The 13,160-nt window shown below is 46.1% G+C and carries 11 protein-coding genes; 8 read left to right on the top strand and 3 right to left on the bottom strand.

The genetic code is table 11. The features are described 5' to 3' along the window. Nucleotides 1–30: 30 nt before the first annotated feature. A complete protein-coding gene (locus tag LIX84_RS21575; RefSeq protein WP_114324032.1) occupies nt 31–543 on the bottom strand; it encodes a CpxP family protein in 513 nt (170 codons plus the stop codon). Between the two features lie 190 nt (nt 544–733). Between LIX84_RS21575 and LIX84_RS21570 the strand changes: the two genes are divergently transcribed. From LIX84_RS21570 to trmL, 4 genes are all read left to right on the top strand, one after another. Beyond that, entirely contained in the window at nt 734–1,423 is a 690-nt protein-coding gene (locus LIX84_RS21570) for a response regulator (protein ID WP_005397534.1), read from the top strand. Then, nucleotides 1,423–2,817, top strand: coding sequence for an envelope stress sensor histidine kinase CpxA (gene cpxA, locus LIX84_RS21565; RefSeq protein ID WP_046874657.1), 1,395 nt, complete (start codon nt 1,423–1,425; stop codon nt 2,815–2,817). Before LIX84_RS21570 ends, cpxA begins: the two co-directional genes overlap by 1 nt. A gap of 176 nt (nt 2,818–2,993) precedes the next feature. After that, nucleotides 2,994–3,602 carry a superoxide dismutase gene (locus LIX84_RS21560; RefSeq protein WP_226422148.1) on the top strand — a complete coding sequence of 203 codons (609 nt, stop codon included), beginning with the start codon at nt 2,994–2,996 and terminating at the stop codon, nt 3,600–3,602. Nucleotides 3,603–3,738: 136 nt separating this feature from the next. Continuing rightward, on the top strand, nt 3,739–4,218 hold the full coding sequence (gene trmL / locus LIX84_RS21555; protein ID WP_005382381.1) for a tRNA (uridine(34)/cytosine(34)/5-carboxymethylaminomethyluridine(34)-2'-O)-methyltransferase TrmL: 480 nt from the start codon (nt 3,739–3,741) through the stop codon (nt 4,216–4,218). A 69-nt stretch (nt 4,219–4,287) separates the two neighbouring features. Here trmL and LIX84_RS21550 read toward each other — a convergent pair whose 3' ends face one another. Then, nucleotides 4,288–4,806 (bottom strand): FxsA family protein, encoded by a 519-nt coding sequence (locus LIX84_RS21550; protein ID WP_226422147.1) that lies wholly within the window; start codon nt 4,804–4,806, stop codon nt 4,288–4,290. A gap of 430 nt (nt 4,807–5,236) precedes the next feature. Between LIX84_RS21550 and aspA the strand changes: the two genes are divergently transcribed. From aspA to LIX84_RS21530, 4 genes are all read left to right on the top strand, one after another. Further along, nucleotides 5,237–6,688, top strand: coding sequence for an aspartate ammonia-lyase (aspA, locus tag LIX84_RS21545; RefSeq protein ID WP_005397540.1), 1,452 nt, complete (start codon nt 5,237–5,239; stop codon nt 6,686–6,688). 175 nt (nt 6,689–6,863) lie between these two features. Next, entirely contained in the window at nt 6,864–8,171 is a 1,308-nt protein-coding gene (locus LIX84_RS21540; RefSeq protein WP_005382378.1) for an anaerobic C4-dicarboxylate transporter, read from the top strand. A gap of 161 nt (nt 8,172–8,332) precedes the next feature. Beyond that, nucleotides 8,333–10,144, top strand: coding sequence for a protein-disulfide reductase DsbD (locus LIX84_RS21535; protein WP_226422146.1), 1,812 nt, complete (start codon nt 8,333–8,335; stop codon nt 10,142–10,144). A gap of 194 nt (nt 10,145–10,338) precedes the next feature. Continuing rightward, entirely contained in the window at nt 10,339–10,968 is a 630-nt protein-coding gene (locus tag LIX84_RS21530; RefSeq protein WP_005397542.1) for a response regulator, read from the top strand. 2 nt (nt 10,969–10,970) lie between these two features. On the opposite strand, the gene LIX84_RS21525 is transcribed toward LIX84_RS21530, so the two are convergent. Continuing rightward, on the bottom strand, nt 10,971–12,716 hold the full coding sequence (locus tag LIX84_RS21525) for a potassium/proton antiporter (protein WP_047010251.1): 1,746 nt from the start codon (nt 12,714–12,716) through the stop codon (nt 10,971–10,973). Between the last annotated feature and the right edge of the window lie 444 nt (nt 12,717–13,160).

The raw sequence follows: 13,160 nt of genomic DNA, 5'->3' as shown, positions 1-13,160 counted from the left end.
CTGCCTCTTTATATAACATCAATTCATGACTTAATTATTGCGGTATTTTTCCATGCGCTTATGCATTCTGTCGCCACACTCTTGCATGCGTTCATTTTGCAACTTCACAAACTCTGCTTTTTGTTCTGGCGTTAATACGCTCAGCATTTGGTGCTTTCTTTCTAGCATTTGCACACGGTGCTCAGTTTGACGTTCAACCATTTCTTTTGCTAATGCGGTCGCTTGTGCTTCATCAAAACTATCCGCTAGTAAGAGTGACTGCATTTTTGCATGGTGTGCTTGTCGCTCAGCCATACGAGCTTCGCGATTTTCAGAATATTTGCCTTTCATCTGTGCGCGGTTTGCTTCACGGAAAGACTTAAGCTGATCTTTTTGAGCATCCGTCAAACTCAAATCACGCATAATGCCGCGGTCCATTCCCATGCCACATTCATCACGCGGGCCTTGATGATGGTTTTTACCACCGTAAGCGAATGCGCTTGCTGCGCCGAGAGTAAGAGGTAGAACAACAGCAGCTAACACAAGTTTTTTTGCAGATTTCATAATTTGATTCCTTACACAGGTGAGTGATTCTTCTGAGCTGTTCTCACAGCGCTTGAGTATAGAATACGACCCACTAGGTAAAGCGACGTATAGGGAGCGTAAAGAATCGTAAAGAGTGATTTTTACCCTCTTCGCAGCACATCATTCCAATGTAATATTAAGCTATCGGTAACTTACTATAGGTGCCCCCATGGCAAACATTCTTTTAATTGATGACGATATCGAGCTAACCAGCTTATTAAAAGAAGTACTCAGTTTCGAAGGATTTGACGTCAGCGAAGCAAATGATGGCGAAGCAGGCTTAGCTGCGGTAAATGATAAGATTGATTTGATTTTGTTGGATGTCATGATGCCGAAGCTAAATGGCATGGAAACCCTTAAACGCTTGCGTGAAAACTGGGAAACTCCTGTCTTGATGCTGACCGCTAAAGGGGAAGAAATTGACCGCGTGATCGGTTTAGAGCTAGGCGCGGATGATTATTTACCGAAACCTTTTAGTGACCGTGAACTGTTAGCTCGTATCCGTGCGATCTTACGCCGTACCAGCAGCACACAGAAAAACACCAAAAACAGCGATTGCATTGAGTATCAAGAGCTCCGTCTTTACCCAGGTAAACAAGAAGCATACTGCGATCAACAGTTGCTCGATCTCACAGCAACCGAGTTTGCTCTGTTGACCCACTTTGTGCAAAACCCAGGACAAGTGCTAACTAAAGAAACATTGAGCCTAGATGTGCTTGGTAAGCGACTCGCCGCTTTTGATCGCGCGATCGATATGCATGTTTCGAACTTACGTAAAAAATTACCAGATCAGAGCAATGGCAAGCCGCGAATCAAAACCCTGCGTGGTCGTGGCTATATGCTACTTGAGGAGGATTAATGCGCCTATCACGCATCAAACTGCCAAACATCAATAGCTTGTATGGACGCATCTTTGCCATTTTTTGGTTCACTATGTTATTGGTGTTGATAGCCGTGCTATCACTGCCACATTTGGACCCTCGCAAAGCTCGCGACATTCCAGAAGAGCACTATAAACGTATGGTAGAAACGCGTGACGCAATCCAACAAAAATACAGCCAGCAAACTGATTTAGGTCGAATACTATTTCGTATCGAGGGTAACCGTCACGGTAAGCATGACCCTCGTCCGCGCGTATTTTTTTCTGACTACAGCGGTAATGTTCTTACGACAGAAAAACGCAGTAACTTCCAATTGCGTGCCATGCAAAACTTTGTCACCAGTATCGAAGATTACAACCAGCCAAAGCAGAAACTGTATGGTCGATACATGATTGCAGGTCCAATCCCAATTACTTTGGCTGGCTCCGATATCTTGATGTATGTGGGCTTCAAGTGGAATGAGCCACCACCACTACTCTTGCGTCTGTTTGATCACCCATTCCAGCTATTGCTCGCGGTCATGCTGGTTAGTACACCACTGTTGTTATGGCTTGCCTGGGCATTGAGTCAGCCAGCGCGCCGTCTTGAAGCCGCCGCTCAACGTGTCGCGAAAGGCGAATTTGTCACAGACCCAAATTTAGAAAAAGGCACGGCAGAGTTTCGTCAGGCTGGCAGCAGCTTCAACCAGATGGTCGAGGCGGTCAATCAGATGATTTCAGGACAACAACGCCTGCTATCCGACATCTCTCACGAGTTACGCTCACCTTTAACTCGCCTACGCATGGCGAGTGCATTAGCGACGCGTAAGCAGGGTGAAAGCCCAGAACTGACTCGTATCGATACCGAAGCACAGCGCTTGGAACAGATGATCAGCGAATTGCTTGAACTGTCTCGCATGCAGGCGAACAGCCATATGACTCGCGAAACGCAGCCACTGGAAAGTTTGTGGGAAGAGATCATTAAAGATGCGCAGTTTGAAGCTGAGCAAATGGGTAAGCACCTACACTATTCTGAACTGCCAAAACGAAGTATCTCCGGCAATCCTAAATTGCTGATGAGTGCGGTGGAAAACATCGTTCGTAACGCCATTTATTACGGGAAAGATGAGGTGAAAATCGACATCAAGGCCGATGATGATACGCTGCATATAACGGTTGATGACAATGGCGAGGGCGTTCCAGAAGAAGAATTATCCGCGATTTTTCGCCCGTTTTATCGCGTTTCGACTGCCCGCGATCGCCACTCCGGCGGCACGGGTCTCGGCCTAACCATTACCGAAAGTGCCATCCGCCAGCACAGTGGAACGATCGTCGCCAGTCGAAGTCCGTTAGGCGGATTGCGCATGAGTATCACCTTACCTATCAATCGTTAACTTCAAGCCGATGAGCTAACAGTAAGCCACACCCTATTTCTAGAGTGAGAGATTCACGGCTTCATCTTCACTTTAGAAATTGGGTGGGAACGCCTTCGAATACCCTTACAAAGATCAAAGTTGATAATAATTATCGTTAGCATTAAAGTAAATTTTCCAATTAAGGAGGATTTACTATGTCACATACATTTCCCGCTCTGCCTTACCCGTACGATTCACTAGAGCCGTACATCGACGCGAAAACCATGGAAGTGCACTACAGCAAACATCACAAGACTTATTTCGATAAGTTCGTAAGTGCCGTTGAAGGGAGCGAGCTCGAAGCTCAGTCATTAGACGAGATCTTTGACAATATCTCTAAGCTCAGCCCTGCAGTGCGTAATAATGGCGGCGGCTACTACAACCACATCATTTATTGGAATTGCATGTCTCCAAACGGTGGCGGTGAACCTCAAGGCGCACTTGCTCAGGCAATTAACGACAAATTTGGTAGCTTTGCGCAATTTAAAGAAGCGTTTGCCCAAGCCGCGATTAATACCTTTGGGTCTGGCTTTGCATGGCTGATCGTAAAAGATGGTGAGATTCACATTACGTCCACCAGCAATCAAGATAACCCTCTGATGGACGTAGTGGATGTACGCGGCGAGCCAATTCTCGCTCTTGACGTGTGGGAGCACGCGTATTACATCAGCTACCAAAACCGTCGTCCAGAATACATTGACGCATGGTGGAACGTCGTCAACTGGCGAGCGGTTGAAGAAAATTACGCTCACGCTCTATTATAAAGAGCATCGATACTTACGGTATTAACGTCCGCGCTAATGCCTGCTTTCATACCCAGGTCAATCTTGCTGAATCTCGCATATCTTGCTGACTTGGGTATATACTGCCCCTCTATTTGACCAACTCTATTTCAATACCATGTTTGATATCGCTTTATACGAACCAGAAATCGCGCCGAACACCGGCAACATCATTCGACTTTGTGCCAACTGCGGTGCAAACCTTCACTTAATTGAACCTCTAGGTTTCGATCTTGAAGAGAAGAAAGTCCGCCGCGCTGGTTTGGATTACCATGATTTAGCTCGCGTAACGCGTCATAAGAACTATCAAGCATTCTTAGAATATTTAGAGAAAGAGAAACAAGGTAACTACCGATTGTTTGCCTGCACCACCAAAACCACAGGTCACCACGTTGATGCACAATACCAAGCAGGTGACGTATTGATGTTTGGTCCAGAAACTCGTGGCTTGCCTGCTGAAATCATCGATAGCTTGCCAATGGAGCAGCGTATCCGCATTCCAATGATGCCAGATGCGCGCAGCCTAAACCTTTCGAACGCCGTTGCGATCATTGCTTTTGAAGCATGGCGTCAAATGGGATTTGAAGGCGCGTTGTAAGCCCCACGAATTCCAAACACAAAAAAGGGCGCTCGTGCGCCCTTTTGTTTTCTTTACTCTCTGACTCAATCAGTTGAGCTTGTTGCGATCATCATCGTCTTTACGCTCGTATTCCCCTTCAAAGGTATTGCCATCTTCTGACTGGGAATTAAATGGGTCACGGTGAAACGGGTCTTGCTCAAATGGCCCTTGGTTAGAGAAACCACCTTGGAAGCCACCACCATGCATGGTTTTCACCACCATTTTACTCATCAAGTATTTGGCAATCGCGGCGCGTGGCGCAGGAAGCAACACCAGCATACCAAGAGCATCGGTCATAAAGCCCGGTGTTAACAGCAGCACGCCAGCCACCGCTAGCATTACGCCTTCAAAAATTTGCTGGGCTGGAATTTCACCTTGTTCCAGACGCCCCTGCACAGACATCAGAGTTTGGATGCCTTGGCTGCGCACCAACGATGCACCGACAAATGCCGTGATTAATACTAATGCGATAGTCGGCCACAAACCTAAAAAGCCGCCCACCTGAATAAATAAGCCGATTTCAGTGATCGGGACAAAAATAAACGCCAATAATAAGATAGGAAACACACGCCCTCCTTTGTTTAATTCAGTGTAATGGTAAAAGCGGACTAAGCTCAAACGAATCGTTGTAAAAAAGCGTGTTCATACTGGTCTCTTCCTACTCAGAAAAAGCGGTAGTGGAGTGTTTCATTCAATTGCATACCGATTTTTTCGTGCTTTTAAAGTGCTAATTTCGAACTCTAAAAACCCATGTTTGTCGAGGAAAATCGAGTACCCATAAAGGGTTATTAATAACCCGTTCATACTTTGCAAATTATTGACTCATGAAAAACGAAAAAGGTGATCTAGTTACTATTTTTATGCGCTAGGTGCAGTATCATGTGCCACATAAGTCAGGACGGATTTTCCAGCCAAAAATTCTGATGAATGGATTCTAGATTGCAGAAATGGCTAATAAATAACTTTATTATCAGAATTATCATCTAAGGATCCTGCTATGGCTACCCTATCTGATGCTCCAAAAACAGCAAACCCAGCCACTCGTATTGAAGAAGATCTATTAGGTCAACGTCATGTCCCTGCAGATGCGTACTACGGTATTCATACGCTACGTGCGATCGAGAACTTCAACATCTCTAATATGACCATCTCTGACGTACCAGAATTTGTACGCGGTATGGTAATGACCAAAAAAGCAGCGGCGTTGGCAAACAAAGAACTTGGTGCGATTCCAAAAGACGTTGCAAACTACATCATCGAAGCGTGTGATTTGATCCTAGAAACTGGCAAGTGCATGGATCAGTTCCCATCAGACGTATTCCAAGGTGGTGCGGGCACTTCAGTGAACATGAACACGAACGAAGTGATTGCAAACGTTGCGCTTGAGCTAATGGGTAAAGAGAAAGGTCAATACGAATTTGTTAACCCAAATGACCACGTAAACAAGAGCCAATCAACCAACTGTGCGTACCCAACGGGTTTCCGTATCGCGGTTTACAACAGCGTACACAAACTAATGGAAGCAATTGAGTACCTAAAAGGCGCATTCGAACTTAAAGCAATTGAGTTTAAAGATGTACTGAAAATGGGTCGTACTCAGCTACAAGACGCGGTACCGATGACTGTAGGTCAAGAGTTCCACGCTTGGGCAGTAACACTAAACGAAGAGATTCGTGCTCTAGATTACACCTCTAAACTACTCCTAGAAATCAACCTAGGTGCAACCGCAATCGGTACAGGTCTAAATACACCGACTGGCTACCAAGCCCTTGCAGTAAAACACCTAGCGGAAGTAACAGGTCTTGACGTTGTTGCGGCAGAAGACCTTATCGAAGCGACTTCTGACTGTGGCGCATACGTAATGACGCACAGTGCACTAAAACGTCTAGCGGTGAAACTATCGAAGATCTGTAACGACCTTCGTCTACTTTCTTCTGGCCCACGCGCTGGTCTAAATGAATTGAACCTACCTGAAATGCAAGCAGGTTCTTCAATCATGCCAGCAAAAGTAAACCCAGTTATCCCAGAAGTAGTAAACCAAGTTTGCTTTAAAGTTCTAGGTAACGACAACACGGTTTCTTTCGCAGCAGAAGGCGGTCAGCTACAGCTAAACGTAATGGAACCAGTTATCGCACAAAGCATGTTTGAGTCTATCTCTCTACTACACAATGCGTGTGTGAACCTACGTGATAAATGTATCGACGGCATCACAGTCAATAAAGAGACTTGTGAAAACTACGTTTACAACTCTATCGGTATCGTCACTTATCTAAACCCATACATCGGCCACCACGAAGGTGACATCGTAGGTAAGATTTGTGCGGAAACCGGTAAGAGTGTTCGCGAAGTTGTGCTAGAGCGCGGCCTGCTAACCGCAGAAGAGCTTGATGAAATCTTGTCAGTCGAAAACTTCATGCATCCAACTTACAAAGCGAAACGCTACGAGTAATAACTAATTCGAAGGGGGCCACTCAGGCCCCTTTTTTAGGCTCTCATACGGTTAACCACATTTTTTATATGCTTTTATTGCCATTAGGCCACTGGGTTCTAATTCTCTGAGCATTTACTCCTGTTCCTGAGTGTTCAAAAAATCAGAATCAAATAAAAACTAAAGAGGTATCAATATGGTCATGGTCGAACTCTTCGTGGTTCTGCTCTTCATCTATTTGGGGGCAAGAATCGGTGGTATCGGCATTGGTTTTGCCGGTGGTGCTGGGGTCATTGCGTTGTCTTTGATCTTAGGTGTGCCAACAAGCCAAGCTTACATTCCCGTTGACGTAATTTTGATCATCATGTCTGTCATCACGGCCATCGCAGCAATGCAAGTGGCTGGTGGTTTAGACTGGATGGTGCAAGTTGCTGAAAACTTTTTGCGCAAGCATCCTGAGCGCATCACCTTTTATGCGCCTATCGTAACTTACCTAATGACATTAATGGCGGGTACTGGCCACACGGCATTCTCTACTTTGCCAGTAATTGCAGAAGTCGCGAAAGGCCAAGGCGTGCGTCCTTCTCGTCCACTGTCTATCGCAGTAGTGGCATCGCAAATCGCTATCACCGCATCACCAATCTCAGCGGCAGTAGTGGCGTTCGCTGCGATGCTGCATCCATTCGGCGTTGACTACCTAACACTATTGGCAATCTGTATCCCAACGACGTTCATCGCGTGTATGATCGGTGCGTTCGTTGCGAACTTCATGGGCTGTGAGCTAAAAGACGATGCTGAATACCAAGAGCGTCTAGAAAAAGGCTTAATCAAGCTAAATACAGAAGCAAAACGCGAAATCCTACCAACAGCGAAGAAAGCGACGTTCATCTTCCTAGGCGCAATCGCATTCGTAGTGTGTTACGCAGCAGCAATTTCTGGCTCTGTTGGCCTTATCGAGAACCCTGCTCTAGGTCGTAACGAAGCTATCATGACGGTAATGCTAGCAGCCGCGGCAGCTATCGTAATGAGCTGTAAAATCGACGCTGGCAAAATTCCAGCCGCAGCAACATTCCGCTCTGGTATGACAGCGTGTGTGTGTGTTCTTGGTGTGGCATGGTTAGGTTCTACGTTCGTTAACGCGCACGTTGACGGCATCAAAGAAGTCGCTGGAGCACTACTAGCAGACTACCCATGGATGCTAGCGCTTGTTCTATTCTTCGCGTCTATGCTGCTTTACTCGCAAGGTGCAACCACGGTTGCGCTGATGCCAGCAGCACTTGCTATCGGTGTGGCACCACTTACCGCAGTTGCATCTTTCGCAGCAGTAAGTGCGCTATTCGTACTGCCAACTTACCCAACGCTTCTAGCAGCGGTTGAGATGGACGACACGGGTTCAACGCGTATCGGTAAGTACGTATTCAACCACCCATTCTTTGTACCTGGTGTGGTAACCATTGCTTCTGCGGTAGCACTTGGCTTCGCATTCGGTGGTCTACTGATCTAGTAGAAACAGAGTCTTACTCGGGGAGCTTCGGCTCCCTTTTTTATTGCCTGTTGTCTTGATTTATGCTCAATAAATCTTCATTTTCATGAAACTTATTGACTCGCCTCCGGGTCTGATTGAGTTACACTAACGGCAATTATCTAAGATGAATTGACTCTTTTATGCGCGCATTACTTTCCGTTTTACTCTTAGGGCTCATTACCTTTTCCACTCCGTCTTTAGCTTTATTTGGCAAAGACCAGTTTACCAATAGCCAGAACAACAGTTTTGGTAGCAGCAGCGACAACTTTGTTCCGGTCGATCAGGCATTTCCGTTTAATTTCTACCAGCAAGACGACAAATTGATGCTCGATTGGCAGGTACGCGATGGTTATTACCTGTATCAAGAGCGTTTATCTGTGTCTGGTGAGAACATCTCACTGGGCGAACTGCAAATGGAAAACGGCACGCCACATAAAGATGAATTCTTTGGTGATGTGCATATCTATACCACACCACTATTTGTCAATATCCCAATGAGTAATTGGCAAGAGGGCGCACGTGTCATTGTGCAATATCAAGGCTGTGCGAAAGCGGGCTTCTGCTACCCACCAGAAACGCGTGAGATTCCAATCAGCGCGTTTTCTTCATCCAATTCCGACACCGTAGCACCGACTGCCAAGGCACCGACGACAGAAAAAGCACAGCCAGCAACAAAACCAACCACCACTTCAGTACCAGTCAGTGAGCAAGATAGCTTAGCCGCGAATCTAGCCGACAAGTGGTGGACGCCGTTGTTGTTTTTGGCACTTGGTGTGGGTCTAGCATTTACCCCTTGTGTGCTGCCGATGTACCCAATTTTGACCAGCATCGTGCTTGGCAGTGGCAAGCTGAGCCAACGTCGTGCGCTTGGTTTGTCATTTGTTTACGTACAAGGCATGGCGCTGACTTACACGCTGCTCGGCCTTGTAGTGGCGTCTGCGGGCATGCAGTTCCAAGCGGCGATGCAACACCCTTATGTGCTGATTGGTTTGAGTGTACTGTTCATTGCATTAGCTCTGTCGATGTTTGGTCTGTACTCATTGCAGTTACCAAGCAGCGTGCAAACGTGGCTGAATAACTTAAGTAACAAGCAGCAAGGTGGTAGCAGTGCTGGCGTGTTTGCAATGGGGGCAATATCTGGCTTGGTTTGTTCTCCGTGTACTACCGCCCCACTCTCTGGTGCGCTGCTTTACGTCGCACAAAGTGGCGACTTACTCACTGGTGGGGTCGCCCTTTACGCGCTAGCGATGGGCATGGGTATTCCGTTGATCCTTGTAGCGGTATTTGGCAACAAGTTGCTACCAAAAGCCGGCGGTTGGATGGACCGCGTGAAAACGCTGTTCGGCTTTATTCTGCTTGCTGCGCCTATCTTCTTGTTGGAACGCATCATGCCAGAAATATGGTCAACAATTCTGTGGTCAACACTGGGCATCGCTGCCTTTGGTTGGCTGTATCATGTGAAAAACAGCTTGGAGTTTGGTGGCTGGAAACAAAGCGCCGTTGGCATCATGGCCGTATTGGGTTTGCTCGCGTCAGCACAGCCAGTATTAAATTACTGGTTTGGTAATAACGCAACGCAAGCTCAACAAACTTCCGTAAGCTTTACACGCATTGCCAATGTTGCAGAGTTGGAAGAACAACTAGCGCTAGCCAAAACAGCTGGCAAACCTGTGATGCTCGACTTCTACGCCGATTGGTGTGTGGCGTGTAAAGAGTTTGAGAAGTACACCTTCCATGATCCAAGCGTCGAAGCCAAGCTAAAAGACTTTGTTCTTTTGCAAGCTGATGTAACCAAGAACCAAGTGCAAGATATTGAGTTACTCAAACACATGAACGTACTTGGCTTGCCAACCATCGAGTTCTGGGATGCGAATGGCGAACACATTTCAAACGCGCGTTTAACCGGCTTTATGCAAGCCGAGCCTTTCTTAAAGCACATCCAACAATTCTGATCACCAGATATTCAAACGCCAGTGATGACCACTGGCGTTTTTTATTACCCAGATTTGAATGAGAAAATTGCGCTTATATGCAATTTTCCTAATAAAAGTCGATTTGGTTCAGACTTTTAGCGAATAAATATTGTCCACTCTCTCAAAGCTGGACAATAATAAATTTAACGAAATAGTCAAAAGTGTTTAACGTCATGGATTCGACCTACACCATCATCATTGCAGATGATCACCCACTCTTCCGTAATGCCTTGTTTCAATCTATCCACATGGCAATCAGTGGGGCAAATTTGCTGGAAGCGGACTCACTCGACGCACTACTGGCTTTGTTAGAGCGAGAAGAAGAGCCAGATTTGGTGCTATTGGATCTCAAAATGCCAGGAGCAAATGGTATGTCTGGCTTGATTCACTTGCGAGCAGAACACCCAGACTTACCAATCGTCGTCGTCTCGGCTAGTGAAGAGCCAGCGATCGTGACACAAGTGAAAAGCCATGGTGCGTTTGGTTTTATTCCTAAATCGAGCGACATGCGCGAATTAGTGAATGCGCTCAATCAAGTGCTCAATGGCGACCCGTATTTTCCAGAAGGGCTGATCACCAATAACGCGGCATGTAATGACTTAGCGGAGAAGATTGCCGCGCTAACGCCACAGCAATATAAGGTGTTGGGGATGTTGTCAGATGGCTTACTGAACAAACAAATCGCCTACGAATTGAATGTTTCAGAAGCCACCATCAAAGCGCATATGACGGCGATTTTCCGCAAGCTCGGCGTAAAAAACCGCACACAAGCCGTCATCATGCTAACGGAGATGAACGACTAGGTTCACTCCTCGTCAGCGAGCAGGCTTTGCTCGCTTGGCAAACGGATACCTACTTTGGTGACTTGTTGGTCAACGACATCGGCAATGATCCATTGCAAGCCTTGCCACTCGAATTGATCCCCTAACACTGGTGTACTCCCCAATTGTTCTTCTACAAGGTTTCTTAAGCTTTTATCGAGTGACTCATCGCCCAAGTTCAAGCCATACATCATCGCGATATCGGCAAGGTTCACTTCAATATCTAGGAAGAAATCACCAAAGAATCGTGCCAATGACGCTTTCTCAGGCGCTTCACTGAATAGCAAGCTCAGAGCATCCAAATCCTTTTCTTGCGCCAACACACACAAGGTATCGTCTTCTTCGAGGCGCGTGCTGCCTGACGGATGCAATAACGCCTTATTGCGAAATACTGCGGCGATGCGCGTTCCATCCGGCATCGAAAGACTACGCAATGGTTCACCAATACACCATTTATCCGCTTTAAGCTTATAGATAAACAGCTCCCACTCACTAGTTGGGTAAATCTCCACACCAGTTCGTGAAATTGGCTCAGGTTTAGAAGGCAGCTCTACCTTCGCCAGAGACATCGCTTTAGTCAATGTGCCACCTTGCACAATCAAAGAGACCATTACCACGAAAAACGCCAAATTGAAGTACAACTGCGCATCTGGCAATCCTGCCATCATTGGAAATACCGCGAGAATGATTGGGACAGCACCGCGCAAGCCCACCCAAGAAACAAACCACTTTTCACGTGGTGTGAAACTCTTGAATGGCAGTAAACCGATCCAAACCGAGATTGGACGGGCAAATAAAATCATCCCAAAGGCCAGCGCCAAACCAGGCAACGCAATAGAAAGCAAGTTGGAAGGCGTAACCAATAAACCAAGCACGAGGAACATACCGATTTGAGCTAGCCACGTCATGCCATCTAGCACATGAAGAATGGAATGGCGGCTGCGTGTTGGACGATTACCTAGCAGTAAACCAACCAGATAAATTGACAGAATACCGCTGCCACCTAATGCATTAGATAAAGCGAAAATCAGCAAGCCACCACTGACGGTTAAAATCGAATATAAGCCATCCGGCAGTTGATTACGATTGATGACCTTCCACAAAATCCAGCCACCAGCAAAACCGAGTAAAGCGCCAATACCAAACTGCTTAAGAAAACTGAGCGCCAAAAAGCCCACACTCAAATCTGCATCTGGGTTCGCTAAAATAGCAATCAGAGTAACAGTCAGAAACACCGCCATAGGATCATTGGTGCCGGATTCAATTTCCAGCGTTGAGCCAACACGTTCGTTAAGACTACGACCTTTGAGTAGAGAAAAAACCGCGGCGGCATCAGTGGAGCCGACAATCGCACCAACTAATATACCTTGCAGCAAGTCTAAGTCGAATAACCACGTTGCCATCAGCCCGGTCAAAATAGTGGTGATCGCAACCCCAAACGTTGCCAAGGACACCGAAGGCCATAACGCCACCCTAAAGCTGGCAACCCGTGTTCTCATACCACCATCGAGCAAAATGATGGCTAATGCGAGGTTACTGACCAAGTAAGCGATCGAAAAATTATCAAATAAAATACCGCCTAAACCGTCTTCCCCCGCCAGCATTCCAACGGCTAAAAATACCAAAAGAATTGGGATTCCCAACTTAGAGGAAACTGGGCTTAAAAGAACGCTAAGTGCGATTAACAACGCACCTATAAGAAAAAAACTATTAATGGTGTCTGCGTCCATTCTCACCCTCCCTTAATGAAAAACGATATGCTTGTGATGAGCTAAGGCGACTTCGTTAATAAGTTAATGCCTTAATCTGCCTCCTCCTTAAACCGTCCCAAAGCGCGAGGTTGTACGAGAATGACTCAGTTATATTACTTTATTGTGCGCTAAAACGGTGATTTGGTACGAAAACTTTATGTAAATAAATTACTTGTGAATTTTTCACGCCAACTTTTTCGCTGATTGATAAAAAGAAGAACGCAGAATGTTTCTGTTAAGGATCGCTAAAATCAATGAAGAAAAAATTAATCACGTCTCTTATTCGTGCTTTTTATCATTTCTCTCTTTAGACCTTTGGCTAATTTAACAGCTTTTTAACATTAACAAATAACCCTAACTCTTCTCTAAGCGCCCATATCACGGGAGTTTTTTATTTTTTATACCCCGACTAAAGTTGAAAAG

The organism is Vibrio sp. E14 (assembly GCF_020515785.1).
In the GTDB taxonomy this organism is placed as follows: Bacteria; Pseudomonadota; Gammaproteobacteria; order Enterobacterales; family Vibrionaceae; genus Vibrio; species Vibrio diabolicus.
The sequence above is the reverse complement of the archived record's forward strand: the minus strand, read 5'-3'. Positions and strand labels throughout refer to the sequence as shown.

Bases quoted from the DNA above. Each gene is read 5' to 3' on its own strand.
- LIX84_RS21530 (WP_005397542.1), top strand. From the start codon at position 10,339: ATGGATTCGACCTACACCATCATCATTGCAGATGATCACCCACTCTTC.
- LIX84_RS21540 (WP_005382378.1), top strand. From the start codon at position 6,864: ATGGTCATGGTCGAACTCTTCGTGGTTCTGCTCTTCATCTATTTGGGG.
- aspA (WP_005397540.1), top strand. From the start codon at position 5,237: ATGGCTACCCTATCTGATGCTCCAAAAACAGCAAACCCAGCCACTCGT.
- LIX84_RS21570 (WP_005397534.1), top strand. From the start codon at position 734: ATGGCAAACATTCTTTTAATTGATGACGATATCGAGCTAACCAGCTTA.
- trmL (WP_005382381.1), top strand. From the start codon at position 3,739: ATGTTTGATATCGCTTTATACGAACCAGAAATCGCGCCGAACACCGGC.
- LIX84_RS21560 (WP_226422148.1), top strand. From the start codon at position 2,994: ATGTCACATACATTTCCCGCTCTGCCTTACCCGTACGATTCACTAGAG.
- LIX84_RS21525 (WP_047010251.1), bottom strand. From the start codon at position 12,716: ATGGACGCAGACACCATTAATAGTTTTTTTCTTATAGGTGCGTTGTTA.
- cpxA (WP_046874657.1), top strand. From the start codon at position 1,423: ATGCGCCTATCACGCATCAAACTGCCAAACATCAATAGCTTGTATGGA.
- LIX84_RS21535 (WP_226422146.1), top strand. From the start codon at position 8,333: ATGCGCGCATTACTTTCCGTTTTACTCTTAGGGCTCATTACCTTTTCC.
- LIX84_RS21575 (WP_114324032.1), bottom strand. From the start codon at position 543: ATGAAATCTGCAAAAAAACTTGTGTTAGCTGCTGTTGTTCTACCTCTT.